The sequence below is a fragment of the Streptomyces sp. R-74717 genome (genome assembly GCF_047305335.1).
Lineage (GTDB): Bacteria > Actinomycetota > Actinomycetes > Streptomycetales > Streptomycetaceae > Streptomyces > Streptomyces atratus.
On record NZ_CP102361.1, the window covers coordinates 1 to 26672 of the forward strand.

General features: G+C 68.5%; 16 protein-coding genes and 1 pseudogene. 8 read left to right on the top strand and 9 right to left on the bottom strand.

Annotation, left to right across the window (positions count from 1 at the left end):
* Positions 1–556: 556 nt before the first annotated feature.
* Positions 557–3007 carry a Helicase associated domain protein gene (locus tag NRF20_RS00115; protein WP_398634335.1) on the top strand — a complete coding sequence of 817 codons (2451 nt, stop codon included), beginning with the start codon at positions 557–559 and terminating at the stop codon, positions 3005–3007.
* 160 nt (positions 3008–3167) lie between these two features.
* The gene (locus tag NRF20_RS00120; RefSeq protein WP_413751729.1) at positions 3168–3329 is read left to right on the top strand and encodes a hypothetical protein; all 162 of its coding nucleotides are present in this window, start codon (positions 3168–3170) and stop codon (positions 3327–3329) included.
* Between the two features lie 177 nt (positions 3330–3506).
* Here NRF20_RS00120 and NRF20_RS00125 read toward each other — a convergent pair whose 3' ends face one another.
* The 4 genes from NRF20_RS00125 to NRF20_RS00140 are packed head-to-tail and all read right to left on the bottom strand — an operon-like array spanning position 3507 to position 12337.
* Entirely contained in the window at positions 3507–4574 is a 1068-nt protein-coding gene (locus tag NRF20_RS00125; RefSeq protein ID WP_413751730.1) for a phospholipase D-like domain-containing protein, read from the bottom strand.
* Positions 4571–6385: a hypothetical protein gene (locus tag NRF20_RS00130; RefSeq protein ID WP_413751731.1), complete on the bottom strand. Its 1815-nt coding sequence runs from the start codon at positions 6383–6385 to the stop codon at positions 4571–4573. The genes NRF20_RS00125 and NRF20_RS00130 overlap by 4 nt, the downstream gene beginning before the upstream one ends.
* Complete coding sequence (locus NRF20_RS00135) at positions 6369–9932, bottom strand: helicase-related protein (protein WP_413751732.1); 3564 nt, start codon at positions 9930–9932, stop codon at positions 6369–6371. Before NRF20_RS00135 ends, NRF20_RS00130 begins: the two co-directional genes overlap by 17 nt.
* Positions 9929–12337 (bottom strand): hypothetical protein, encoded by a 2409-nt coding sequence (locus NRF20_RS00140; RefSeq protein ID WP_413751733.1) that lies wholly within the window; start codon positions 12335–12337, stop codon positions 9929–9931. Before NRF20_RS00140 ends, NRF20_RS00135 begins: the two co-directional genes overlap by 4 nt.
* Before the next feature lie 392 nt (positions 12338–12729).
* Here NRF20_RS00140 and NRF20_RS00145 point away from each other — a divergent pair, with 392 nt between their 5' ends.
* Both NRF20_RS00145 and NRF20_RS00150 read left to right on the top strand, forming a co-directional pair.
* Entirely contained in the window at positions 12730–14628 is a 1899-nt protein-coding gene (locus NRF20_RS00145; protein WP_413751734.1) for a DNA methyltransferase, read from the top strand.
* Between the two features lie 68 nt (positions 14629–14696).
* Positions 14697–17045, top strand: a complete 2349-nt coding sequence (locus NRF20_RS00150) for a Helicase associated domain protein (RefSeq protein ID WP_413751735.1) — start codon at positions 14697–14699, stop codon at positions 17043–17045.
* 127 nt (positions 17046–17172) lie between these two features.
* Here the strand turns inward: NRF20_RS00150 and NRF20_RS00155 are convergent, their stop codons facing one another.
* The 3 genes from NRF20_RS00155 to NRF20_RS00165 form a co-directional block, all read right to left on the bottom strand.
* Positions 17173–18312: a hypothetical protein gene (locus NRF20_RS00155; RefSeq protein WP_413751736.1), complete on the bottom strand. Its 1140-nt coding sequence runs from the start codon at positions 18310–18312 to the stop codon at positions 17173–17175.
* A gap of 65 nt (positions 18313–18377) precedes the next feature.
* Complete coding sequence (locus tag NRF20_RS00160; RefSeq protein ID WP_413751737.1) at positions 18378–19190, bottom strand: AAA family ATPase; 813 nt, start codon at positions 19188–19190, stop codon at positions 18378–18380.
* On the bottom strand, positions 19187–20722 hold the full coding sequence (locus tag NRF20_RS00165; protein ID WP_413754498.1) for a transposase: 1536 nt from the start codon (positions 20720–20722) through the stop codon (positions 19187–19189). The genes NRF20_RS00160 and NRF20_RS00165 overlap by 4 nt, the downstream gene beginning before the upstream one ends.
* Before the next feature lie 339 nt (positions 20723–21061).
* Here NRF20_RS00165 and NRF20_RS00170 point away from each other — a divergent pair, with 339 nt between their 5' ends.
* The 4 genes and pseudogenes from NRF20_RS00170 (at position 21062) to NRF20_RS00185 (ending at position 23737) form a co-directional block, all read left to right on the top strand.
* On the top strand, positions 21062–21616 hold the full coding sequence (locus NRF20_RS00170) for a hypothetical protein (protein ID WP_398635081.1): 555 nt from the start codon (positions 21062–21064) through the stop codon (positions 21614–21616).
* Between the two features lie 297 nt (positions 21617–21913).
* Positions 21914–22570, top strand: a complete 657-nt coding sequence (locus tag NRF20_RS00175) for a helix-turn-helix domain-containing protein (protein ID WP_398635083.1) — start codon at positions 21914–21916, stop codon at positions 22568–22570.
* Between the two features lie 42 nt (positions 22571–22612).
* Positions 22613–22816, top strand: a pseudogene (locus tag NRF20_RS00180) (transposase); the annotation flags it as partial.
* A 231-nt stretch (positions 22817–23047) separates the two neighbouring features.
* Positions 23048–23737, top strand: coding sequence for a LuxR C-terminal-related transcriptional regulator (locus NRF20_RS00185; RefSeq protein WP_398635084.1), 690 nt, complete (start codon positions 23048–23050; stop codon positions 23735–23737).
* Positions 23738–24019: 282 nt separating this feature from the next.
* On the opposite strand, the gene NRF20_RS00190 is transcribed toward NRF20_RS00185, so the two are convergent.
* Both NRF20_RS00190 and NRF20_RS00195 read right to left on the bottom strand, forming a co-directional pair.
* Positions 24020–25342 (bottom strand): SidA/IucD/PvdA family monooxygenase, encoded by a 1323-nt coding sequence (locus NRF20_RS00190; RefSeq protein WP_398634006.1) that lies wholly within the window; start codon positions 25340–25342, stop codon positions 24020–24022.
* A 45-nt stretch (positions 25343–25387) separates the two neighbouring features.
* Positions 25388–26671, bottom strand: coding sequence for a diaminobutyrate--2-oxoglutarate transaminase (locus tag NRF20_RS00195; protein ID WP_398634005.1), 1284 nt, complete (start codon positions 26669–26671; stop codon positions 25388–25390).
* Position 26672 lies beyond the last annotated feature (1 nt).

Below are 26672 nucleotides of genomic sequence, written 5' to 3' on the forward strand. Positions count from 1 at the left end.
GCTGCGCGATGTGAAAGCGAAACGATCCGCGTTGCGGATCGGGCTGTTTCCGCTTCGCTTCAACAGCCAGTGAAACGGCCCGCGTTGCGGGCCGTCAATTCCCGCTGCGCGGGAATTCCGAATTTCCGCTGCACTCCAATTCGAAAGGCAAGCGTGTCCGCTTCGCTCCCACGCCCTTGGTTCCGGCTGCGCCGGAACGGCTGGCTACAGGATGGGGTGCATCACTGCTGGCCTGTGTAGCATCCCGAAGAGCAGCACACCCCCAGCCTGGTGACACCACATCACCCTCGGACGAGAGGCCGGCCTCACCTGACAGAACGAAACCAGACACCATTTGGCCCGATCCTGCCCGTAACAGCCCATCACTTCCTGAAAAACGATCAGTATACAGACGAATCTACCCGAAAAAGCCTCTCGACAGACCTTGTTGCGCTAGAGTGAGTCCGCGCATCACCACGATGATGCATCACAGGATGCAGTGTGTAGCATCCCGAGGGAACTGCTATCCCCTCTGTCAGGTATGACTGGCCGCTCTCGTGAATTCTGGAGTACGGATATGCCGAGTACGAAGAAAATCCCTCTGCATCCTCATCAGATTGAAGCGGTGGATGCCGTGGTGCGTGGTCTTGATATTCCGCCAGGAAAGCGAATTCCGCGTAATGGGCTGCGGGCCACGGTGGTGGCGGCGTGCGGTACGGGAAAGACGTTCATTGCCGCGCATTCCGCGTTGCGGCTCGCGCGCAACGGGCGGGTTCTCGTGCTGCTGCCGACTTTGGATCTGCTGACCCAGACGGTGCGAGAGTGGCGCTTGGCCGGGCATACGGGCCCGGCTGTGGCGGTGTGTTCACTGGATGACGACCCGCACTTGTGGAATCTCGATGTGCGGTCCACGACCAGTCCGCCGCAGCTGGCACTGTGGCACGGCCGAGGACCCGTGACGGTCTACGCCACCTACGCCTCCCTGCCAGTGCTCGCAGAGGCCCATGAGGGCGCGTACGGACTTCCCATGGACGTCTTCGACCTCGTGGTCGTGGACGAAGCGCACCGAACCAGCGGGGCGATAGGGAAGGCGTGGGCGGCCATCCACGACCAGGACGTCATCCCCGCGATGCGCCGGCTCTACATGACCGCCACCCCCAGGATCTGGAAGGAGCGACCGCCCCGGCCCCGGTGGGCGGAACGCCAGGCCGGCTTCGAAAACGCGCGGGACCCGCTGCCGCAGGAACTGGCCTGTTCCATGGACGATCCCAAAATCTACGGGCCTGTCGTGTACGAGCTGTCGCTGGCGTCCGCGGTGTCGCGCGGGTTGCTCGCCAGGTATCAGATCGTGGTGGTCGAGCTGACCGACCCCGTCGTCACCCCCGCCCGCCTGGCCGGCGAAGAGAAACGTGAGGAGCGGCTGCGGGGTGAGCGGATGGGGGCGTTGCAGGCTGCGTTGCTGGAGACGATGGCGGTGCATCAGCTGCAGACCACGATCACGTTTCATCACCGGACGATAGAGGCGTCCGCGTTCGCGAAGGGGCTGCCCAGGGTCGCGCAGCGGCTGCACGCGTCGGATCCGGAGCGGTACCCGGAACGTGTGTGGGCGGACTGGCTGTGCGGGGAGCATGAGGCGGACCACAGGCGTCAGGTGCTGGGGGACTTCGAGCGCAGGGCGGGGCGTGCGGTCCTCTCGAACTGTCGTGTGCTGGGCGAGGGAGTTGATATCAGGGCGGTGGATTCCGTGGCACTGTTGGACCCCAAGGGTTCGGCAGTGGACATCGTGCAGGCCATTGGCCGGGCGCTGCGTCAGAAACCCGGTCAGGGCAAGATTGCGACGCTGATCGTGCCCGTGTTTTTGGCACGGGATGAACAGCCGGAAGACATGTTCACTTCCTCCTCTTACCGGCCCTTGGTGAAAGTTCTTGAGGGGCTTCGGGCGCATGATGAGCGTGCGGTGGAAATGCTTGCTACTCCGCAGGAGCCCCAGAAGCAGGTCATTGATCCGTCGCAGAGTATCGGTTCGGAGCCGGAAGACGGCCAGGAGGAGACACGGCTGCTGCTACGGTTCGCGGCCCCCAGGGACCCGGTGATGGTCGCGAAGTGGGTCAAGTTCCAGGTCCTCGACACCGAGCGTCAGGACTGGGCCCGCGGCTACGACGCCGCCCGGCGGTACTTCGAGCGGGAGGGCTCGCTGGACGTGCCCTACGAACACGCTGAGAGCGCCTACCCGTTGGGCAGGTGGCTGTCCGACCAAAGAAGGGCCTACCGGGCCGGGACCATGTCCAGCACCCGGGCGGATGAGCTGGAAGAGCTCGGCATGATCTGGGACACCGCCGACGCACAGTTCGCCGAGAACCTCGCCGCCGCCCGCGCCTACTACGCCGAAGCAGGCACGCTGGCCGCGCCCCGCCACGCCACCGCCCTCGACAAACCCGTCGGGCAATGGCTCACCAACCTCCGACGGCCCGGCGGACTGGGGAAGGACCCCGAACGCGCGCAGCGGCGTGCCGAGCAGCTGGCAGCGATCGACCCGGACTGGAACCCCGGCCAGTTGGGATGGACCGTCGACTGGCAACGCCACTGGGCCGGACTCACCGCCCTCCTCACGGCCGGCGGAAAGCTGGAAGAAATCACGCCCGGCGTCACCTACCGGGGCGACGACATCGGACGCTGGACCACCCGACAAGCCCGCGACTGGACACGCCTCAACCCCGAACAGCAACACCGCCTGAACGAACTCGACGTGAAACCGGCTGCACGGCCCCAGAAGGCCCCAGCGCGGAGCGGTACGGAAACTCGGGCAGCAAAGAGCTCCGACGCCTTCACGCGCGGCATCACAGCCCTTCGGCAGTACATCGCGCGGGAAGGGAAACACGTGGTCGGAAGGGGCCACGTCGAAGAACTCCCCGACGGCACGACCGTGAAGCTGGGCGTCTTCCTCAGCAACCAGAAAAGCCGACGAGACCGCCTCACCGACCACCAACTCGCGCAGCTCGCCGAACTCGGGCTGGCCTGGGCGCAGTGACGGGGCGGTGAAGCCGGACACGTCATACCGACCGGCAACCAACTGACCTGCATCATCGCCAAAAGCATCAGCCCCAGATCGGCATTCGTGTCACCACTCGAATCACCAACCACAACAGGCTGAACAGAAGAAACCCCATACCTGACGCACTGACATCACGATGCCGAACCACCACCGCCAAAACCCCGCAGATCATCAGTGCGCGTACGCGGTTCGTACGGGCGATGTGGGCCTGCTCGCCGGGGTGTGCGCGGGGAAGCACGGGCGGTGGGGGCGGATCTGCGTGCTGGACGCGGGGCACGAGGACCGGGCGCCGCCCTGAGGCACCATGCCGGAGATGCCTATCACCTGGATCGGCAGCGCACCGGACGATGACTGAACCGGCCTGATGCCAGGGGCGGAGCCGCCAGCATCAGGCCGTGCGGCCCGGCCGTACTCCGGGGACCGACCCTGCCCTCGCGCACGGGCATGGAGGGAGCGTAGGGCCTCGTGTGGCCAACTACCCGGTGCCTTCGGTTTCGCCGTCGTCTGCCCGGGCACCGCCTGCTGTCGGCACGTTTGCGTAGTCGACGCCGGGAAAGAGCCGGATGCGGCTCTCATCGACGCGGACTCTGGCTGGCCGCGGAGCGTCGTCCGAGAGGCGGCACAGGACGTCCGCTTCACGGCGGCCGTCCCTGGTGGTGTGCCAGGATCGCAACTGGCCGAAGCGCCGTTTCCCGTCGGCGGTCTCCAAGAGGACGAGCGGGTCCGGTGCACGTCCCGGCCCCTTGGTGACCTGGGCGAAGAAGCCTTCCTGGCGCAGCCGGGTGCACAAGTCCACCAGTGACGATGCTTGTGTGCTTCCCAGTTCCATGCCGATCTCGAAGTGCTCTTGAAGACCGAGGGAGGACAGGTTCGCGCTGCCGAAGTAGCCGGTGGCACGGTCGGCGACCACGAACTTGGCGTGCATCATGCCGGGGTTGGCGCCGGTCCACCAGTACAAGGACGTTCTTCCGTAGTCAGCGCAGTCTTTGACGAGATCGTTGAGGGGTTGGGCCCGGCTGCTTGGGTCGTGGGCGTAGAAGTGGACGGCGACCTGGCGCTCGGCGACGGCGGGCAGCAGAACCTCGCGCAGTAGGTCGCAGCCGTGACGGTTCCAGAAGGGGCCGCCGATGTGGAGTTCGCTGTTGGCTCCGGCGATGACGTCCTGGACTAGCAGGTCCAGGCGTCGGACGGGGGGTGCTACCAGGTGGGCGGCGGCTCGCGGGGTGGTGAACACCAGGGGGCGCTCGGATGGTGGTGCTGCGGGCGGTGGGTCAAGGCCGTCCAGGACGTCCAGGAGCACCTGGAGTTGGGAGAGGCGGGCAGGGACGAGCTCTGTGTGCCGGCCTGGGTCCAGTAGGCCGCACTCGGCGGCGAGCTGGCGTACGGCGGTAGCGTGATCGTCTGCGACCCCGTGCTCGCGGAGGGCGTCGAGGGTGTCTGCTCTGGCGATCTGCCGTGTCCATTCGGCGGCTGCCGCGTAGCTGCCCGCGAGGCGCTCTAGTAGCTGGGCGAGCGGGACCAGCGGTCGCAGTTCGTCGGTCATGTGTGGCTCGAGGCGGCGGTGTGGCGGAGGAACTCTGCGGCGAGGCCCCGGTCGAGGTCGTCGTTGAACAGCTGGCAGCCGAAGGTGAGGTAGACGCAGCGTTCGCAGCAGCGTGGTGAGGACTGATGGCACAGCGGGTCGTTCTCGCAGCTGAGCACCGAGTCTGCGGTACTTTCCAGCCAGCTGAGCACGCGGTTGCTGAGAAGGGTCCACAGTGATCCGAGGGTGAATTCACGGACGTTGTCGGCGTAGATGGCGACGGTGAGCGCCTTCGTGACGACCCATTCGGCGAGCGTGTTTTCGGCCAGTCCTACTTGGCCGTCGTCCAGGGACCGAAGCAGGAGGTGGCCGAGGGTGTGGATGATCGTGTGTACGGTTGCTGCCGCGCGGGCGGCTTCCGGGTCGTCCTGGTCCGTGAACAGTTCCAGTAGCCGCTGGCGGGCCGCCGATTCGTCTTCGGCCGCACCGACTGAGAGTCCTTTGGCATTCAGGAACGACAGGACGGAACGTGCAGAGAAGGTGACCAGGAGGGCTTCGGTGTCCGATGCTGCGACGTAGGCCGGATACTTTCCGTCGTGGTGGTACTTGTTGTGGAAGCCGGTCAGGACTCCCCGCTCGGGCTCGTGCTCTTCTCTGGTGTAGCCGAAGGCGACTCGGGCTACAGGGAACTCCCAGGTGACTGCGATCTCTGCGATCCCCAGGGTGCGGGCCTGCTCGCGGGCGCGTTCGGTGGTCTGCTGGGCCAGCCGGTCCTGGAGCTCGGCGAAGCGTGCACACTGGTCGTCGAGGGTGATGCGCTGAATCTGGGCGGGGTCGAAAACGGCTGCGCGTTCCACGAAGGGGCGGTCTGCACCGAGCAGTTCCCACCGCGCGTTGGCGGCGTCCGTACTGGGCAGAGCAGCCAGGCCACTCTCCTCGGGGCCCATCACTCTTCGGAGCTGCTCGATCGCCTCCTCCCCCATGTGGATCTGGCGCAGTTGCTGTTCTTTCTGCTGCCATTCCTGCGGGGACAGGCGCGTTACTGTGACGTTCTGGGAGGCGTCGCCGAGGCCTTGGGCCAGGGAGTCGATCAGGTTCAGGTAGTGGGCGGCCGCGATCCGGCCGCGCTGGGGGTGGCGCTGGTACTGCCGGAACTCGGAGTTGTCGATGTTGACGAGTTGGAGGGCGTGGACCTGGTAGGCGCGGGTGTCGTTGAACGTCCTTGCCCGCATCATGGCGCGGCCGGCTGCGTCCTTCCATTCGCAGCCGCAGGGGGACTGCGAGGTGCCCTGGAGCTTCGCGCCGCCGCAGCCTGGGCCGACGCAGCGCCAGAGGGCGGTGACGAAGCTTCCTGTGTTCTCGAACACTATGTGGTCGTAGCCGTGCGCGGGAACACGGCACTTGGGCACGTACATGGGACGGACGCGTCCGCAGTTGTGCGCGTTGAAGTACGGAAGTTGCCGCAGCTGTGCGCCGCAGGTGCGGCACCGGGGGTCGGCCGCCAGTTGCTGGGGCTTCACGTACGTGCGCACGCGGCGGCAGGAGCGGCGGACGCATTCGAGGACGAGGGGGAATACCTCGAAGCGAACGAGGTCGGGGCTGACCAGGACGAAGTTCTGCCGGAGTCGGCCCTGCGGCAGGGGCAGGGCGGCTCTGGCGTCTTCGCTCCAGCGCTCCAGGTAGCGGGAGATCTCGTCGTAGATGACGTCTTCGTTGAGCTTCTTGACCACGTCTCCGTCGACTGCCTGGACCCTGCCGCGTAGTCGCTGTTCGTGGCGGAAGGCGGCGCCGGGCAGGAAGGCGGTCATGGCCTGGCTACGGCTGCGGTTCATCCTTGCCTCCCTTATTGGTGTCGGCGGTGTTGGTGGCGAGTGCTTTGAAGGCGTCCTGGCTGCTGGTCAGCGACTGGAACGATGTGCTTTTGTCGATGTCGCGGAAGCTGGTGAGCGGCTGTTGGAGGAAGAGGTATGCGGTGCGCTTTTCCTCTGCCCCCTTGTTGAGGTTGGGCCGTTCCTCCTGCCGCCAGGTTTCGATAATGCGCTCAACGAGGTCGTTCTCCAGTCCGCGCCCATTGACGCCCGCCACGCGCTCGCGGTAGCAAGCTGGGATGCGTCGTTCCAGCCAGGGGTCGAGGAGTGGTCGTTGGGCGCTCCACCAGCGCTTGAAGTCTTTGGAGTAGTCGGCTCCTTCCGGTGGTGGCTTCAGCGCGGGGTCACGGGCGGCGTCGTGGAGCAGCGCCAGCACGATGCCGGGCAGGGTGCGTCGGGCTGCGAAGTAGGCGTATTTGTTGACGGGCACGGGGGTGACCATGCGGTCGAGTAGGCGGTGGTAGCTCAGGAAGTTGGAGAACATGGAGCGTTCGCGGCGCGAAACGGGGTCGTAGACGGTGACGACTAGGCCTGCGTGGGTTCGCCCGGCCCGGGCGGTGACCTGGATGTAGTCGGCGGCGGTCGGCGGCATGCCGGCCAGGACCAGGAGGTTGAGGCGCTCGAGGTCCACCCCGTGGCTGAGCACGCTGGTGCCGACCAGGGCGCGCAGTCGCTCTCCTCGCGGGATGTCCAGGTGCTCGCGTTGGACCCGGGCGATGGCCGCGGCGAGCTCGGGGACAGGGACTTCGCCGGTGAGCACCGCGTGCTCGACGCGGTCGAGTCCGGCGTGCTGCAGGTCGTCGGAAAGTTGGCCGAGCTCCTCGTCGAGCTGGGTGCCGTGCTGCTTGCTGTTCACATAGGCCAGGGAGACCTCGTAGGGGAAGAGGAGCCGGGGGAGGTCCGAGTCGGGCAGACCCTGCAGGGCTAGGCGCTCGCGCAGGGCCTTGGGCTCCTCCTGGAGCCGGGCGATCTCGGTGAGGAGCTCGCCCTGCACGATCGCGGCGACGTCGGCTTTTCGGCGCTTGTGCGGAAGCACTCCAATGTGAACGCGCCGGAAGTCGGGCCGGGTCGTGGTGTAAAAGCTTTCGCCGAGTGTCCATCCCGGCGCGGGGAAGGCACGGGGACGGCGGCCGTAGAGCTGGCGGAGCTGGTCCTGATACTGCTCGATGGTGGCGGAGGCGCCCAGTACCTTGCTGGGCAGGCCACTGCCTGCTCCTGACTGGAGTTCGGCGATCATGCCTTCGTAGTGCGCGTTGAACGCGCCGAGCTCCTCCTTGAGGAGGTGCATCTCGTCCTGCACCGTCAGTGCCGGTACTGGGTCCTTGATCGGCCGGGCCGCCGGGTAGCCGCCCTTCGGCGCAGTGCAATGGTCCGGCCCGGCCGAGCAGACTCCGAAACGCGGGAAGGAGAAGTAGCCATGCTCGGCGCAGCGGTGCCTCGGCCCGTGCTGGAAAGCGGTGAATTCGGGGAACCAGCTGTGTCCCGTGAGCTTGTCGACGGTGGAGATGACGATCGCGGGCAGTGTGCGGTAGACCTCGACGTCGCTCACGTGCAGGGGCAGGATCCGCTGGCAGGCGGCGCACTCGTGATGCAGGCGGACCGCGTCGGTGTCCAGGCGCAGCCGTACGCTGTCGCGCTCGCAGTAGGGGCAGGTGATCACGAGCCGGTCGCGCAGATGGTCTTCGGCGAAGGTCCCCGCCCGGGTGGCAGCGGCCTCGGTCTCCCAGCCGCGCCACCAGCCCCGCTCCCAGTGGAGGTCGTTGGGGCTGCCCGTCCCGCCGGCCAGGTAGCCGAGCGCGAACGGGTCGTCGTGGGGGGATCCGATCTGGCGTTCGGCGCGGAGCGTCTCGGCCGCGATCAGCATGCGCAGGGTGCGGTCGAGTTGCTGCACGCTGAGCATGCGCAGCGGGAAGCGCAGCCAGGCGGTGACCCCTGCGTGCTTGCCTCGCAGCCGGTCGTAGAACAGGGCCGTGAGGATCAGCCCCAGGTATGCCTCGGTCTTCCCTCCGCCGGCGGGGAACCACAGCACGTCGGTGTGGTCGAGTTCAGCGCGCAGGTCCGCCCGCTGCGGGTGCTCGCGCACGGCGAGGGCCGGCAGGTGCGAGACGATGTAGACCAGCTGGAAGAGCCGCCAACTGTCGTATTTACGGTTTTTGTTGACGCGGGCGAAGACCTCGTTGGCGAGCTGGAAGGCGAGTTTGAGGTCCGGGTCCAGGTCCAGGCACTCGCGGCCGAGGCCGAACCTCCTGGCCTCGTCGTCGAACTGGGCGCGGTCGGCTTCGATGGCCTTGTGGTGCGGCAGCTGCTGGGCGGCACGGCAGGCGGCGGCGAACTCACGGGAGTAGCGGGCCATCGCGACCTCGACGGAGTCCAGGATCGGGGCCGGCTCGTCGGCGAGCTCACTCCACCGCGGGTGCCGCACCCCGGCTTGGCGGGGCACGACGGTGCGTTGGACATGGACGGGCAGGGTCTCGGTCCGCAGACCGCTGCCGTGGGGAACTGCTGCGCAGCCGGTACCGCGACCGATCACCTCCGCCAGCGCCTCCAGCCGGTAGTCGCGGGGGGCGAGGTGGAAGCGCTGGGGCACGATGCTGATGCCGTCTCCGGGAAGGACCGCGAAGCGGCAGTCGTACACGGAGAGGTCCTGCCAGTCGCTCTGTGCCGTGTCGCTTTCGTTGTGCAGGGACACGCGTACGAGGTGATCGCCGCCGTCCAAGGCTTGGGCGTGCGCGGACAGCACCAGTTGGGGTGCGCAAGGGGCTGCGTCGCGGTCCATCAGTGCCGCGACATGGCTGTGGAATGCCTCCTCGTTGGCCATGGCCTCCGCAGGGAGCACGTTGCGCCTGCGCCGTCCCTGGCGGCTCTGCGGACCAGCGGTGAGCGGGCGACGGGCCTCGGGGCGGGTGAAGTGCGCATCCACCGCGCGGCGGACCGCCCGGTCCAGCACCTGCTGAGCCTCGCCGAGCGCGTGCGGATCGCGTTCGCCTTCCCCGAGCGGCACTTCGATCACCAGGTCGGGCGCGTGAACGTCCTGGCGGCGCCAGACGCCCAGCAACTCTCCCGGCCGGGCCTGTGCACCGGAGGGGCCTTCGTCGCCGCGCAGGTACTCCATGTGTTCGGCGTAGCTGGCGATGTCCTCCAGGTACAGGGCGAATCGGCAGTGGACGGCGAGTTGCGCGGTCCTGCGGCCGGGGGCGGTGCTCACCCGGAAGTCGAGCGCCAGGACCGGCGGCGCCTGTGTGCCGCGCAGGGACTCGACGGGCCGACGGCTCGGGTCGGCCGTCGCCTCGTCTGGTGCCGGCAGGTGCCGCGGCGTGGCCGCGACGGCGGGCAGCACTCCGACGACGACGTGGTCGCGTGGTGTCCACGGGGGTGTGTGCGGGGCACCGCTGCGGTCGGCGAGCCTGTCGGCGAGGACCTGCGTCAGGTGTTCGATCAGCACCGTCTCCCGCTGGTTGTCGGCAGCGCTGTCGGGGTGCGGCGCTAACGGGTTGTTGCGGGCATCGTTCACGGCGCCTCCTGTGGTGAGCTGCTTGTGCCGCGGGGGCCTGGTACGCGGCCCAGGGCGGCCGCCGCCATGCTCTTCTGGCCGCCGACGCGGCGGACGACGACCAGGTCGAATTCCTCGAGGATCTCCGAGACGTCGATCCCGGAGCACAGTGTCTTCAGCTGGCGCAGCGCGGGGCCTTCCATGCCGCGTGCGGCCTCGGTCATTGCCGCCGCCGCGGTGTGGCCCAACGTCCGATGCAGACGGCGCAGTTCCTCCGCCATGCGGGCCAGGCGCTGCCACGTGCCTCCTGCGGTCAGGCGGGTATCCCGGGCCAGCAGGGCAACCCGGTGGATGTCTTGCGGATCCTCCGGGGCGATGACGCTGCCATCGGCCCATTTGCTCACCGCCTGCCATGATGAGACCTCGCTCCCGAGGTTGTTCAGGGCTGTGAGCACGTCCGGCCACGACCCTCGCTGCTCGTACACGGCGGTGATGGCCTGGCGGAAGAAGCCGATCATCGTGTCCATGGCGGTCACCTCGGCGCTGTCATGCATCACCATGACGAGCCGGTCGTGGAGTCTGGACTGACCGTCGCCGCGTGCGCGCAGCAGCCGACTGCCGGGGGTGAGCGCGGCCACGGGCACCCTGGCGTAGCGCTGGCCTATGAGGACGTCGACCGGCTCGTCGCTGCGCAGCCAGAGCACCGCCCCTTCGGGTTCGGTGAGCACGGCCGTGGCCGGCACCGGGTCGTCCGCTGCTGTCGTGGCGCTGCGGCCGGGGTCCTCCGGGGTGCCGATGGCTCGGGCCGGAACGTCGTAGTCCTCAAAAAGCGCTGAGAGATCGAGGGCGAGCCAGCTGTCGTGCTGGGGTGAATCCTCTGGTGCGGAGGACGGTCCGGAGAGGTCGACAGGGCCGTACGCAACGGGCAGCGAGGGGGTCGTCGGCTCCGGTACCTCGCCCAGCCTCAGCACTGCGGCCGTCTGGCGTATCTGCTCGTGCCAGCCGCTCAACGCGCGGTCGGCCGAACGCTCCAGCCAGGTGTACTCACTCTGCTCTACAACGGCGACGTGTTCATCGGCAGCACCGGAGAACAACACGCCGGTGCGTAAAGGCGAGGGGGCACCGAGGTGAAGCTCGAGCCTTGGCGAGGCGTCCCAGGCCAGGCGTTCCGTATAGGGCATCACGTGCAAAGCACCGGCTCCCCTGCCGGCGGCGGCCCCGGGCTGCGGGGCGAGCAGCAGGGAGTCGGCATCACCGCCGAGTGCGTCGGCCAGCTCCCCGGCGACAGCGGCGGCGGCGGAGCGGGAGCGGGTACGGACAAGAATGGGGGCGCCTGTCCGGCTGGCCCGTGCCCAATCGATCAGCGCAAGCAGCAGGTCCCAGCGCGGGTTGTCGTCGTACAGGAGTTCATACAGGTCCAGCACGCCACGCCGAAGGTCGGGCCATTGAGTCTCGCGGAACAGCCCCCACGGCCCACCCCGCCCCTCCAATGTCCCTCGGGACACCGACCGGGCCAGCGCCCGTGCGCCACTGCCGCGCCCCATCAGTACCTGCCAGGTGTCTTGCCTTCCGATCGAACCCCAGCTGCACCACAGCAGGTTGAGCAGACGCACGGCGTCGGCGACCGGCTGTGGCCAGGACTCCGACGCGCGCACACGCCGTGCTGCGACCACACCCACCACAACCTTCCGGAGAAGCTCGGCGAGCTGCTTGTGGCGGTATACGGCCACGCTCGGCGCGACTGCCGGGCGGTGGGCGAGGAGGGCGTTACTAGTCAGCGGGCCGCATGCGGGGCGGTGCCCGAGGGTGTGCCGCACGTCGGCGCGCAGCGCGGGACTCCACGGCCATTGCGTCCAGGCCCGGCTACCGCCCGGCTGGGTGCCAAGGTCGGCCACGGCTACGACACGGGCGGCGTCGTGCTCGCTTGCCCAGGCCAGCGCGCGCTCCCAGGAATGGTCGTTGGCCATGCTGGTGCGGTCAATGACGACGGTGCCGACGCTAGTGCCCAGCGAGGGCCTGCCGAGTGCGGTGTTGAGGTAGAACAGTCCCGAGGGTGAGTCGATGGCCCTCGTGATCTTTCCCTGGAGGTCGACGACCCGGCCGTCACCACGAATTCTCTGCATGCGCAGGGCTCGCGAGAGGTTCTGCCGACCGATCGCGAGCTGTGCCAGCCGTACGGTGACGTTGGTGCGCAGTCCGACAACGACCACCGGCCCGACAGGGACCGGGCAGGGTGATCCGCCGGTCAGCTCTGCCCCGCGCCGTATGAGCTGGAGGTAGATCCCGATCAGCACGGCCAGGTCGTGCCGCCCGCGCGGGAGAGCCAGGTAGACGCTGCGTTGATCACTCGACAACGCGCGCAACAACAGGGTCAGGGTGGCACGATCCAGCGGGCCGAGATCAACGGTACGGCCGCGGTCGGTCATGCGAAGGGCCTGCACGCGCTCGAAGAAGTCAGCGGGACCTGGGTCAGGAGGGACGAGGCAGTCCAAATATGTCACGCGCGCCATCACCCACCTGGTATCCCCCCGCTACCTGCCGTTACAGTAACGCACATTGACAGGCCGTCACCTGCTCCAGCCCAACCCGAGGGTGGTGGATCCGGGTTCGGACCACCGGGGGCGTACACATGAACGAAAAGTCAGGAGCGGGCCTCCCTTTGGTCTCGCTTCTCGAGGCCGGGCCAGCGCCAGTGGAGTGGAGCCGGATCGCCGAGCACGAGTCATGGCGCAAGGAGTTGCACCGGCCCGCGACCTACGTTCACAAGTGGTGGGCGAGGCGCCTGGGCAGCGTCGCACGCCACTTACTGTTGGCTGCCGTGTCCGGGCCGGACGACTCCATCGCGGACGCCTCGGACAGGCTGCGGGGGCTCGTCGTCTACGACCCCTTCGCCGGATCGGGCACCACCCTTGTCGAGGCGGCCAAACTCGGGGCCGCCGCCGTCGGCCGCGACATCAACCCCGTCGCGACGCTCACCCAGCGGCAGGCGCTGCAGCCATGGGACCTCGAGGTGCTCGCGGACCTCTTCGGTCAGGTCGTCAGGAAGTGCGCCCGCCCCGTCCAGGAACTGCACCGCACCGTCTCCGAGGAACCGGTCCTGCACTACTTCTGGGTGGCCCTCGCGCACTGCCCAGAGTGCGGCGAGGACGTGGAGCTCTTCACCACCCGGGTCTTCGCCCGCCATGCGTACCCGCGCAGATTCCCCCGCGCACAGGCCGTATGCCCGGGCTGCCGGGGCATCTGCGTCACCGACCTGAGCAAGGACGAGAGGGGGCACTGCCCAGCCTGCGGCCTGACCTTCTCGTTCCATGGGGCCGCCCGCGGACGGTTCATGACATGCCGTCTCGGACACCGCACCCCTGTCATTGCCGCGCTGAACGGCGCCGTCCCGGAACGACGCATGTACGCGAAACTGGTGCTGCGCGCCGACGGCAAGCGTGAGTACCGGGCAATCGACGACTTCGACCTCTACCTCTACGACAAAGCGGCGAAGTCCCTCGCCAACACATCTCCCGATGAGCTCGTACGCCCGCTCGGCACGCTGGAGGAAGGCGTCAGCACGGTCCAGGCGCTGCGCTGGGGGTACAACTCCTGGGAGCAGTTCTTCAACGAGCGCCAGCGATACAGCCTCGGGTTGATCGGCGCGGCGCTGCGCGATCTCCCCGGGGCGTCCGCGGAACGCGAGGCGCTCATCGCATCGTTCGGCAGAACCGTCGAACACCACAACCTGTTCTGCTCCTTCAAGGGGGAAGGCACCGGCCCGGTCCGCTCGATCTTCCACAACCACGTACTGCGACCGGAGCGGTGCAGCGTCGAAGGAGACCCCTGGGGCGCCCAGGGGGGATCGGCCGGGTTCTCCGGGGTGCTCACCCGGCTGCACAAAGCGGCCCAGTACAAGAACAGTCCGCTGGACTTCAGGGCCGAGGCCGACCGGATCCTCTCCGTCGACCAGTCCTCGCTGCCCATCGCCCGCCCCCTGAGCACGACGTGGCAGCAGTTCGTAGAGGATCCCGCAACGGCCTACACCACCACCGGCGATGCCTCGCAGACAGATCTGCCCGACAACAGCGTGGACCTCATCGTCACCGACCCCCCCTACGTCGACAACGTCCACTACTCGGAACTGGCTGACTTCTTCCACGCGTGGCTCAGCGCCATGCGCCCCTACCAGGGCTACCCGGACGTGCCCAGCACCCGTGCCGTCCAGGAAGTACAGAACGCCGCCCCTGATGGATTCCAAGCCACCGCAGCCCTCGTCTGGCGTGAGTGCCGGCGCGTCCTCAAACCCGGCGGCTGCCTCCTGTTCAGCTTCCACCAGTCGCAGACCACGGGCTGGTGCGCTCTGATGCGGTCGCTGTCGGACGCGGGCTTCACCGTCACCACCACCCGCGCCGTGATCGCCGAAGTGGCGACCAGTCTCTCCAAGACCGCAGCGGCGGAGCCCAACCGCATCGACGTCATCGTGGTGTGCCGGGACGCCGCGGACATGCCTCCCGGGCCAGCCCTCGACCTTGACCAGGCCGCCGCGGAGGCGCTTTCGGAGATCCAGGGCCTCCGGGGCGCCGGGCTGCGGGTGGGTCCCGGCGATGTCCGCACCGCCGTACGCGCCGCAGTCCTCGCCACAGGAACACAACAGGCAACCGCCGACTGGGAGACCCTGCAAACAGAAGCAGACCAACGAGCCACGGCGGCGGTAGCGGAATTCAACACCACCTGACTCCCCCACCGGTGCCAGCAACATCCGACCTGCCCCGAACCAGCGCGGAAGCCGACACGGAGGATGGAATGGCGGGGCTGCGAGCGCATCAGAGGGAGGCGGTCGACGCGGCGGTGCACGCCCTGGGAAGCGTCCCGTCAGCCGGCGCGGGGTTGCGGGCCACGATCGTTTCGGCGTGCGGGACGGGCAAGACCTTCATGGGGGCGCACACCGCGTTGCGGGTGGCACGCACGGGCCGGGTGCTCGTCCTGGTGCCGACGCTGGATCTGCTGGTGCAGACGTTTGCCGCCTGGCGGGAGGCGGGTCGGGCCGGGGCGATGGTGGCGGTCTGCTCGCTGCACACGGATGCGGAGCTGGCCGCGGCCGGGGTGCGCTGCACTACCGATGCCCGGCGGTTGCTGGAGTGGGCTGGTGGGGCGGCGCGAGTAACGGTGTTCGCCACGTACGCGTCGCTGCCGGTGCTCGCCGAGGCTCACAAAGCGGGGCTTCGGCGGTGGGACCTGGTGGTGGTGGACGAGGCGCACCGCACATCGGGCCCGTGGGGCAAGCCGTGGGCCGCGGTCCATGACGATGCAGTGCTACCGGCGGGCCGTCGGCTGTATCTGACCGCGACGCCGCGGGTCGCCGATCCCTGGGCGGCCGCGGGTGACGGAAACGACGAGGCAGAGAGCGAGCCGACGCTTGTGGCCTCGATGGATGACGAGCAGGTCTTCGGCCCAGTGGTCTACCGACTGTCGCTGGCCGAGGCCATCGCCCGCGGGCTGCTGGCCCGCTACCAGATCATCGTGCTGGAGATCCGCGACCAGGCCCTGTCGGGCGGGATCCCAGGCAAGGAGCGCTCGGAGGCGGAAGTGGCCGCCGCACAGCTGGAAGCGTTGACCACGGCCGTATTCAAGGCCGCGGCCACCCACCAACTCGACCGTGTGATGACGTTCCATCACCGTGTAGCGGACGCCCGTGCTCTCGCCCAGGCTTCGCCGGGCATCTCCCGTCGGCTGTGGACTGCGGATCCGGTGGTCTATCCGCGGCGGGTGTGGTCCGGCTGGCTGCACGGCGGCCATGGCATGGCCCACCGGCGCGAGGCGTTGGCCCAGTTTGCCCGCGGCTGGGGCGCAGACGGGGTGGTGGTGGAGCGCTGTGTGCTCTCCAGTGCCCGGGTGCTGGCCGAGGGGGTGGACATCCCCGAGGTGGACGCGGTGGTCTTCGCCGACCCCAGGGAGTCGATCGTCGACACCGTCCAGACGGTCGGACGCGCGCTGCGGCAGGGCCCACGCGGTGACAAGGTCGCCTCCCTGGTGGTGCCGGTCTTTCTGTCCCCCGACGAGCGCAGCGAGGACTGGCTGGCATCTGGCTCGTATCTGCCGCTGGTCAAGGTCCTGGCCGCGCTCGCTGCCCACGACACTGACGTGATCGACCGGCTCGCCGCCTGGCCCGGCGGGGGCGACACGGGCGCGGCCCCACTGGCCAAGGTGCCGCTGTTGTTCGCCACCGCCCGCCATCCCGCCGACATCGCGGAGTTCGTCAGGCTGCGGGTGATCAACATCGAGCGCCGCGGATGGCTGCGCGGCTGGACAGCCGCCCGCCGCTTCCACGCGGCCCACGGCCACCTGAACGTCCCTTACCACTGTATGGACGGGGCATTTCCGCTGGGGCGGTGGATTGCCGAGCAGCGCAAAGCCAACAAGACCGGCCGCCTGCCCGCCGTGCGCATCGACGCGCTGGAACGCCTGGGCATGGTGTGGAGCCACCCCGACCACGTGTTCAGCGCTGGGCTGTCGATGGCTCGCGCCTACCACGCCGTCCACGGCCACCTCGCGGCCGGGCACGACGCCGTCATGGACGGCTATCCAGTCGGGACGTGGCTGGCCAACCGGCGCCGGGAGGCACGCCTTGCCGTCGGCAGCCAGGGCGCGTTGTCCAACACGCGCAAGGCGGCGCTGGCCGACGTGGACCCGTGCTGGTGCCCCGTGTGGCCGCTGGTGTGGCAGCGCCGCTACACCCTCCTCAAGCGGTACCTCGCCGCGGGAGGACCGGTGAAGACGGCGGAAATCGAGCCGGGTCACATGATCGCCGGGGAAGACGTCGGCGCCTGGCTGGCCCACCAGCTCAGCCAATGGGACACCCTCCACGAGGAACAGCGGCGGCTACTGGCCGAGCTCGGCGTGACGCCCAGCGGTGGCGGCATCCAGAGCGCGCCGCGACTCACTCAAGACCACAAGTTCGCGCGGAACCTCGCCGCCGCGGCCGCCTACGCCCAGCGCGAAGGACACCTGAACGTCCCCCGCCAGCATGTGGAGATCACCGACGGTACCGAGATCAAGCTCGGGATATGGATCTCCAACCAGCGCTCCCGCCGAGCGAGACTGCACCCACAGCGCATCGAGGCCCTCGACCAGCTCGGTATGCGCTGGAACTGAAGCCGGCGGCGGGGCCCACCGCAGCGGAATCCGCCCCGGACGCATGACCTTCCGTCCACGCGGCCTTCGGCGACGCCTGCTACCTCGGCCTCGGGCGAGCAGCTCACGCGGGTTCCGCGTGGCCTGGTCATGATGCGCCGGCCTGGGGCTTGTTGACAGGCCGTACACGCAGTCGCGGACGCCGTGTGTGCTGGGACACCTCTGCGTCCATGCCTGACTCCGCCAGCTCGCGGTAGAACCACTCGATCCCACGAGCAGGAACGGCGCCGCGCTCCTGGTCAATGCTCGGCTGGGGTGGGCGTAGCCGGGCCTGTTCTGCGAGCCGAAGCAGGCCAGGGTGCTCCTCGGGACGAATGAGCACAGGTGTGCCGGGTGCGGGGGTGAGGCGGGTGAAGCGGGCTGCGGCGCGCAGGAAGACGATCGCCCAGGCGGGAACGGGGTGGGTGGCGCAGCCGTCGATCTGCCCGAGGGGGTCGTGCAGGGCCAGGGTGGAGGCGTCCTCGCGCCAGTCCGCCAGGCGCGCGGTGCCCAGTTGCTGCCCGGCGGCGCCGGTGAAGACGGCTGCGGCCAGCGCGGCAGCCAGACGGGGATGCGCAGTGACGCCGTGGATGCGGCGGGCGATCTCCGCGCCGGTCTGAGACGAGCGTGGTCGCGGCCGGGTCCGGTACCGCCACCTGATCGGCGGTGGAACGCATCCGATGCAGTGGTCCTCCCCGTCCCAGTCCGCCAGCCGCTCCAGCGCCGGCACGGTGATCCAGCGGCCGGCAGCCCGGGGCGGCGCGGCAGGCCGGCCCGGGCCAGGCACGGCCGCCCCGGTGAGGAGGTCGCCGGCGGCCGAGGCATGGACGAGCGTGTGGGGCACGTCGGTGAGAGCGTCGTGCAGGGCAGCGGTCGGACGGGAGCGGTGGCACACCAGGACCAGGTGTGCTCCGGTGAACGCCCGCAGGTCGAGGAGGCGTTGCAGGCGGGTACGGGTGAGCAGGTGAGCACGCAGGATCGTCAGGTGTTCTACGGGGAGCGCCGCCAGCCAGGCGGTGGCGGCCTCCCACACCGGGGCGCGCGCATCTGGGAAGCCCGGGAGGTGCGCGGGTTTGCCCAGCGCTGCCAGGAGGTCGTGGGCGAAGTAGCGGTCGCTGGTCGTACCCGGGGCGGGGTGGACGGTGACGCAGCCGGCCGCCGGGTCGTGCCCGGCGAGCGCCGCACGGGTGACAGCGGCGTCGTCACCGGGGTCGACCAGGACGGTGACGTCAGGGGATGTGTCGTTCATGGGTAGTGGGCGTCTTCAGTCAGCGCCAGGGCGCGGCGGGCAGATGCGGGCGGGTCCGGGAGTACTCACGGCCGGGTGCGGCGGCCGAGCTTGCTGAAGACCCAGCGCAGCAGGTCCCGGTTGACCTCAAGACCGGGGGTGGCCTGAAGGGCCCGCCCCAGGTGGTAGGTGATCTTGGCCCAGGTGCGGAAGACGCCGTGGGCGGCCACGTCGTCGCAGTACAGATGGTCATCGGGATCCACACCGTGCCACACCGGGTGGTAGGCCGGGATCGTGGTCAGGACCTCCTCGCGGGTCAGCGGCCGAAACTCCTGCCAGATGTGCACCCGGGAGGCCAGCATGTCCTTGCCGGCCAGGACCTCGTAGGTGTTGCCGCCGCCGACGAAGACCACCGCGATGTCGGTGTACAGGTCGTCGAACAGGTGCCGGAAGTACTCGAAGGACTCCTCCCGCAGCCACTGTGCCTCGTCGCAGACCATGACCCGGAACTGATCGGCCAGCACGTCTTTCAGCAGGGTGTCGAACGCGGTCGGCTGCCTGGGCGGCCTGCCCGGCAGTCCGAGCACGTTGAACAGGTTGTGGCGGATATCCAGCACGGTGGGCCGGCCGCGGAATTCGATCCGGCGCGTCGCCCCCGGGGCCAGCTCCCGCAGCGAGGCGTTGACCGACATCGTCTTGCCCAGACCGGCCGCCCCGTAGATGCACATCATCCCTCGGGCGGCGATCACTTCCCCGAGATTGGCCAGCGTCTCCTTCATCGCCGCCGTGCCCATCACGTGCGCGTCGGGCAGCGACAGGTAGTGGTCGGCGCGCGGCGGCGGGAGCGGGCCGCGTCGCGGACGGGCCGGGGAGGGGCGGGCGGCGGGTATGGCGTTCATCGCGGCGTAAGCGTGCTTTCGTCGTCATCTTCGGGGCAGGGAGCAGCGGGCTTGTTGGTGTCCGGTGCGGTCCAGGACGCGGGCAGTTGGGCGGGCAGCGGCAGATAGCCGGGCAGCGCCACCTCGGTGAGGTCCGCGGCGGCAACCGCGCGCAGATACGCCTCGGCCTGAAGTTCGGTGACTGTGCCGAGCACCTCGGCCGGGGTACCGCGGGTAGCGGCGGCGTAGCGGGTGGCGCGGTCCTTCTCCGCCGCCTGCAGCAGCCGCTTGAGCCGGTCAGCCTCCCTGGCGCGGGCCCGCTTCATCTCCCGGATCTGCTCCGGGCTCGCCCGGTTCGACAGGTACGCCGACCCCAAATGCCGCCCGGTAGCTGCGTCGTAGACCTCGATCTCGTGCTCGTGGTGCGGCATGTAGCGCAGCCGCACCTTCCGCCCGGCCTGCCCGGTCATCCACGCATCGACGTAGTGCCGGTTCCGCCAGCGCACCCCCTTGTTGGCAAGGGTGCGCACCCGGCCGTCGTCCTCGAGGGTGAACATGTGCAAAGCTCCCGGCTCAGCGTCCTCGACCGGAGTCAGATCCTCCTCCCACGCGGCCGCGGGTGTACGGCCGGCAAGCGAGCGGGGCCGGTGCTCGGTGTTCCACCAGACAACCCACTGACCCAGCAGCTCAACGAACGCCTCCAGCGGCAGCAGCTGCTGCCCGGCGGCCGGCTTCCTGCCGCCCTTCAGACGCGGAGCGGCGGTGTAACCAGGCAACTGAGCGAAGAACATCTGCTTCGCGGCCTTGTTCAACGCCTCCACGGTGCCCTTCAGATGCGGGCTGTAGCCAGGCAGGTCCACCACCGGCACTGCGAACGCCCCGAGCGCCTCCCCCACCGTGCGCGACAGGAAGTCCCGCCCACGGTCCACCCGCACCGCCCCCGGCAGACCGCCGAACGGGCCGTGCTCCCCCTCACGCGAGACCGCGTCCCGCAACGCCACCAGCACCGACTCCCGGGATGGAACCTGAGCGGTCACCGCGAACCCGCAGATCACCCGCGTCGCGCAGTCGATGAACCAGGTCACCCACGGCCGACCCGGCGCCCCGTCGATGTCCACCTCAACCTTCACCTGGACGTGGTCGGTCTCCCATACGTCATTACGGTGACCGGCAGGCCGCTCAAGAAACACGTCATGATCCCGGCGTGCGGCCTCACCACCGCGCATCCCCGCCCGCAACCCCGGCGACACATCCCGCTCCACTGCCCGGTACAACGTCGCCAGCGACGGCACCGCATCACCCCTCGCGGCCCCCTCGGCCACCAACTCCCGGTGCAACGCCGCCACGCTCCCCCGATGAAACGCCAGCTTGCGGGCCACATCCGGCGTGACCGTGAACCGGCAGCGCTCAGCCCGTTCCAGGCGGCCGTCTTCACGCGCCGCCACCAGCCACCGGCGCACCGTGCGCTCGGACACCGCTAGCGTGTCAGCCACCATCCGCCGATGACCGGCCGTCAACTCCCCCCGAGACTCAAGCGCCAGCAACCTGCGCACCGCGACCGGCCGGAACGCCTCAGCATCCGCCGCAGCCCCCACCAACACGCTCCCCCACCACAACGGGCACCCGCAGCCCACCAAAAAATGATCAAGAAGGGACCCTACTCCATTGGAACCTTCAGCTTGCTGACCAGTCAATTCTCAACCACTGACCAACTGCCCTCACCTCACTGTCCAGCTCCAACACCCTCACCCATCACCCCGAACACCCTGCAAGACAACACCAATCAGCCCACCCAACCGCATCCACCCACCTGGACACTGAAACGAGAACCACACCAGACAAAAACACGAGAACTCCCACAAGCGGTCTACGTACCCTCGTCGCGTCTGCTGATGCACGACGTGCTTGCCGAGCGGACCCAACTATGGGACATGCGCGACATCCGCAAGCCCCGGAAAGCCGACCTGCTGCCCGCCGCATCCGGCGGCTACCTACCGGTCGGAAAAGACGTCCTGGCGACCATCCTCACCGACGGAACCGTGCAGTTCTGGGACGTGAGAAGCCCCTACCAGGCCCGTAAGACTGGGGTGATGCGCTTCGACACCCGCCTTGAGGACATCACAATGTCGCCCGACAGGAAGCGGGTTCTCACCAGTTCCCCCTACCGCGTCTGGGATTCCCGGGCAGGCGGCCCTTGGCACACCCCCGCCATCGCCACCCTGGCAGACATGCAGGACGTGAGGCTGCTGCCTGGGAACAACCCGTTCGCAGCCGTGGTCCCGGACAATTTTCGGGAAGGACGAGTCGCGTCGGGACTCACCTATCTGATCGACCTCGACACCGACCGGATCTACGAGCGGCTGTGCACCACCCACCCTCTCAACGTCGACAAGGACCTGTGGAAAGCCCTGATCCCGCACCTGGACCACCGGCGGTCCTGCGATTGACGGATGATTGTGGAACGTTGGCCCGATTACTCAGCCGCTGATCCGACAGTGGCGCAGGAGCGGCACGACTCCTGCAGGGGCCGACGGCTCGTACCTGTCGGTGATCGGCACCGTGAGGGTGCGGGTCATCGACGCGCAGATCACCGTGACGTGCGCCGACGGCACGTGCTTCACCGGTTCCTACCCCCTGGCCGCCAGCCTGACCGACCCCGACGCTACCCCGCCGACTCGCTGACGCGCCTCTACCACCAGCGGTGGGAACACGAATCGGCGTATTACGCGCTCCGACACACGATCATGGCCGGACGCGTCCTGCGTTCCGGCGACCCCGTCGGCGTCGAACAGGAGATGTGGGCGCTGCTGACGCTCTACCAGGCCCTGCGGACGGTCATGGTCGATGCCGCCGAGTCCGTTCCGGGCACCGACCCGGACCGCTGCGGCTTCACCATCGCCTTCCAGGCAGCTCGCGACCAGGTCGTCCAGGCCGCCGGCGTCGGCACAGCAAACTACGCCGCAGACGGCCGCATCGGACAGAAGCTTCTCGCCGGCCTGCTCCCGGCCCGCCGGCAGCGGGTGAGTACCCGCAAGGTCAAATCACCGATGTCCCGCTACAGCGAGCGTCATGACGACGGACGGCCTGACGTCACCCTTGCCGTCACCAGCCTCGACATCTCCATCCACGAACCCCCGGAAACGCAGCCGGCCCTGCCCACCCGCTCCCGTGACGACCGGTATGTCCTCCCCACCCGGCGCCGCAGGCACCGGATCCTGGCCCTGCTCCAGGAGAACCCCACCCGCCTCTGGCGCCCCCGCGAGATCGCCGCACACTTCGGGGACATCACACTGCACACCATGTACAGACAGCTCTCCCGATGGGCCGACGACGGACTCATCCACAAGATCGGCCCTGGCCTCTACGCAGCGACTGCATGGACGTCAACACCCCTTGCGTGACCTGCGAGAACGCTAACTACCTGGCCTTGGGTGAAGCCCCCCGACTACCGCCGCTGGAGACCACCGGTCGAACGCGCCGTCGCCTGGCTCGTCCACCACGGCAACCGCAAACTCCGCTACCGCGGCACCATCGCCAACAACGCCTGGCTCCATACCCGAGCAGCCGCCCTCAACCTCCGCCGACTGATCAACCTCGGACTCACCCGCACAGGCAACACTTGGACGATCAGTCCGGCCACCGCATAGCCAAGGGGCCGCCCGGCCTACGACCAGACAGCCCCTCAACAAGATCTTCATGAGTCTTCTACGGTCAGTGCGCTATCGGCTAAGAGGCCGTGCGCTGAGGGATCAGTCAGACCTGGCGCCAACCGTCCTGGCGGCTAAAATGCTGAGGAGATTTGGGTGTGATCGCGCCCGAATTTTCCGCAGGCCGCATATCGCTGGCCCGCTGAGAACAAGAGGGGCACCTCTCGAATTATGTCAAGATCTGATCTCGGTTCTCGGGAGATAATCCCCGCGACGGTTGGCCGCCACGCTGCGGAGCAGTACCGGAACATCTACCGGTCCATCTTCATGCGATCCGGCATCTGCATGGCCATCCTGGATCTGGAATTCAGGTTGTTGGAGGCGAACGGCTCGTTCACCATGCAGTTCGGGTTGTTACCCGCCGATATCCACAAAAAGAAATTCCTAGACTCTCTGCACCCGAGCGTGCAGGGCAAATTTCGTCATGAGTTCACCCGGCTCGCGGACGGGCAGAGCGCGCGTTTCGCGGACTACGTGATCGCTGTGGGCGCTCAGGGAATGCCCTTCCAGGGCGAGTTGACCGGCATTGCCGTAGACGGAAGCGCCGGCCAGGTCGACACCATAATCGTGCTGCTCCAGCCCAGCGGGGCCGAGAGCCCCAGGGTCGTCTCCACACGACGCAAGCTGTTCAGCCCGGTACATGCCTCCATCCTCGAGGGCGTCGCCGTCGGCGAATCGACCGTGCAGATGGCGTCCAAACTCTTCCTCAGCCGCGGAGGAGTCGAGTACCACGTTGCGTCACTCCTGCGGAAGATGAAAGCCGCCAACCGGCCCGCCTTGATCTCCAAGGGATACTCTCTGGGAGTATTCGCGGTCGGCGAGTGGCCACCTCGCGTACGGCCGGAATTCATCTCGTCCTGACCGCCTCCCCCGGCGGTGGCTCGGCCACCTTCCAGCGCGTGAATCCGCAGGGCGGTTCGCTCCGGCCGCGGCACCGGCTCGGCGCCCCGGGGTCTCGCTCAGACTCGGTCAGCACTTCTCCGAAGGGTTCTTGACAGCTGGGCTTCGACCTCCATCGGCCGCGCTCGGTTCCGGGCCGGCTCACGCGACAGGCACGCAATGCAGGAGATCAGAAGTCCGCCCCCTCTCCCGGTCTCGGGGCCGGGAGAGGGGAACACGCTCAGCGATGCGTGACGTTCTCGGTCACTTCGTGGTTGCTCCCAGGCGGTGCCGGATCCCCTCGAGCAGGGTGCGCGCACGCAACGAGAGGAGGCTGAAGGAGCCGGCGTCGCCGAGTCCGTGGGTGTTCTCGCACAGGCCGTTGAGGAACAACGGCGGCCGTGCGCCGACGCCGGCCCGGGACGGGACGGAGTAGTCCCGCTCCACGCGCACCACGCCCGTGTCGTCCAGGGCCAGCCCGTCGGCCACCGGGGCGAGGATCTCGGGGTAGGGCTCGTTGTGCTCGGCGGGGCCGAGGTCGCGGTAACCGGTGGCGAGTACCACCAGATCGACCGTCACCTGCGTCGACTCTCCGATGTTGCGTTCCCGCAGGGTCAGCCGGACCGGGCCGTCACCTGACTCGATGCCCGCGACCTCGTGGTTACGATAGAGCAGAAACCGCTCCTCACCGTCGATGCTGTCCTCGTAGCGCCGAACATAGAGGCTCTCCAACACGTCCTGGTCGACCGAGGAGTAGTTGCTGGGCCGCAACTGGGCGTCGAGATCGGCCTTGGCCTCCCGGGATGCGTTGAAGTAGTAGTCGGTGAACTCGGGGAAGTACGCCTCTTCCGAGAACGGGCTGGTGTCCTTCAGCCGGTAGCCGAAGCCGCGCATGATCGCGAGGACCCGGTCGCCCGAGCCAGCGGCGTGCAGGTCGAGCGCGATCTCCGCCGCGCTCTGACTGGCCCCGATGACCGCGACGTCGAGCGGGCCGCCCTTGGCCGCCCGCCGCTTCTCCAGCTGCCAGCGGTACTCACTGCTGTGGCAGACACGGTCACCGAGGTGCGGTTCGAAGTTCCTGGGGACGTAGGGGGTCCTGCCGGTGCCGAGGACGAGGGCACGCCCTCGGTAGCTCCGACCGCATGCGGTCTCCACGACGTAGTGCAGTTCCGGATCGGCAGCGACGAAGACCGCGGTCGCCCTGCGGTCGTACGCGACGAACGAGGACAGCTCCGCTGCGACCCAGCGGATGTAGCGGGCATAGTCGCGGCGCAGTGGGAAATGTGTCGGGACGTTGAGGAAGGCCAGCAGCCGCCCCGTCTCGTGCAGATAGTTGAGGAAGGTGTAGCGGCTGCGCGGGTTGCGCAGGGTCGCGAGGTCACGGCTGGGATGGTGCTGGGTGTCGGAGCCGCGCAGGAGCATGCCCGGCTGCCAGGCGGCCTCGCTGCGGCCCTCCAGAAAGAGACAGTCCAGCTCGGGCGCCTCCTCCTCCAGGGCGGCGGCCAGCGCGATACCGCCCGGGCCGAACCCGATGCCGATCACGTCGTGGAGCGTCTCCTCCGCCGTACGGCCGTTTCCGATGGTCACAGTAGAACCTCATCCTCATGATGGACGTGCAGGGCTGACCGCCTGTCAGGCGGCATGGTGCACAGCAGTGTCGACCGTCTTGAACACCACATCGCCGACCGTCTCTGCCACCGCTTCCCACTCGGCGACCGGCATCGTCAGCGGGGGCAGCAACTTCAGCACCCGGCCCTCCCCCGCGGTCTCGGCGATGATCCCGGCGTGGAACAGCGCGCGGCGGACGCTCTCGACCGGCTCGGGCCTGGTGAAGCGCAGTCCGCTCATCGCACCGCGCCCGGCGACCTCGGCGACGCCCTCGGGAAGCCGCGCGACGATGTCCTCCAGCGAGGTGCGGATCGCGGCCGCGAGCGCGGCGGCCTGGCCGGTGAACCGGGGGTCGGCCCAGTACTCCAGCGCCGCGGTCGCCGCCACGAAGGCTAGGTTGTGGCCGCGGAACGTGCCGTTGTGCTCCCCCGGCTCCCACCGGTCCCTGGAACGGTTGATCAGCAGGGCCGCCATGGGCAGGCCCATGCCGCTCAGCGACTTCGACAGGCACACCATGTCGGGCCGGAGCTCGGGAACGTGCTCGAAGCTGAAGAAGGTGCCGGTGCGGCCGGACCCCGCCTGGATGTCATCGACGATCAGGAGCGCACCGGCGCTGTCCGCGAGTTGCCGCACCTGGGCCAGCCACGGGCGGCTCGCCACATTCAGTCCCCCCTCGCCCTGCACGGTCTCCAGCAGAACGGCCGCCGATGCCTTGGCGCCGGAACCGGGCCGCAGCGCCCGCTCCAGCGCGTCAAGGGATGCCTGTCCGCCCTGGCCGTCGTCGCGGGGCAGGATCGTCACATCGCGCAGCGGCGTGCCGGCCGCGGACCGCAGCAGCGGCGAGGACGTGGCGGCGAGGGAGCCCAAGGAGACGCCGTGGAAACCACCGCGGAAGGCGATGACCTGCGAGCGTCTGGTCACCTTGCGGGCCAGCTTCAGGGCCGCCTCGACGGCGAGGGTGCCCGCCGGGCCGGGAAACTGCACGACGTAGTCGCCCAGGCCGCGCTGTTCCAGCACCGACTCAGCGAACCGGCTGAGGAATTCAGCTTTCGCGGTGGTGTAGAGGTCCAGGGAGTGCACGGGTCCGCCGCCCGCGAGGTAGTCCACGACACGGGCGACGATCTGCGGCGGGTTGTGCCCGTAGTTCAGAGCGCCTGCACCGCACAGCAGGTCGGTGTACCGCCGTCCTTCGACGTCCCACAGATGATGCCCCGCGGCGCGCTCGAACACGGCCGGAAAGCCGCGGCAGTAGCTCCGGACGTTGGACTCGTGACGGGTGAACACGCTGGTCAGGTCATGCTCGGCCATG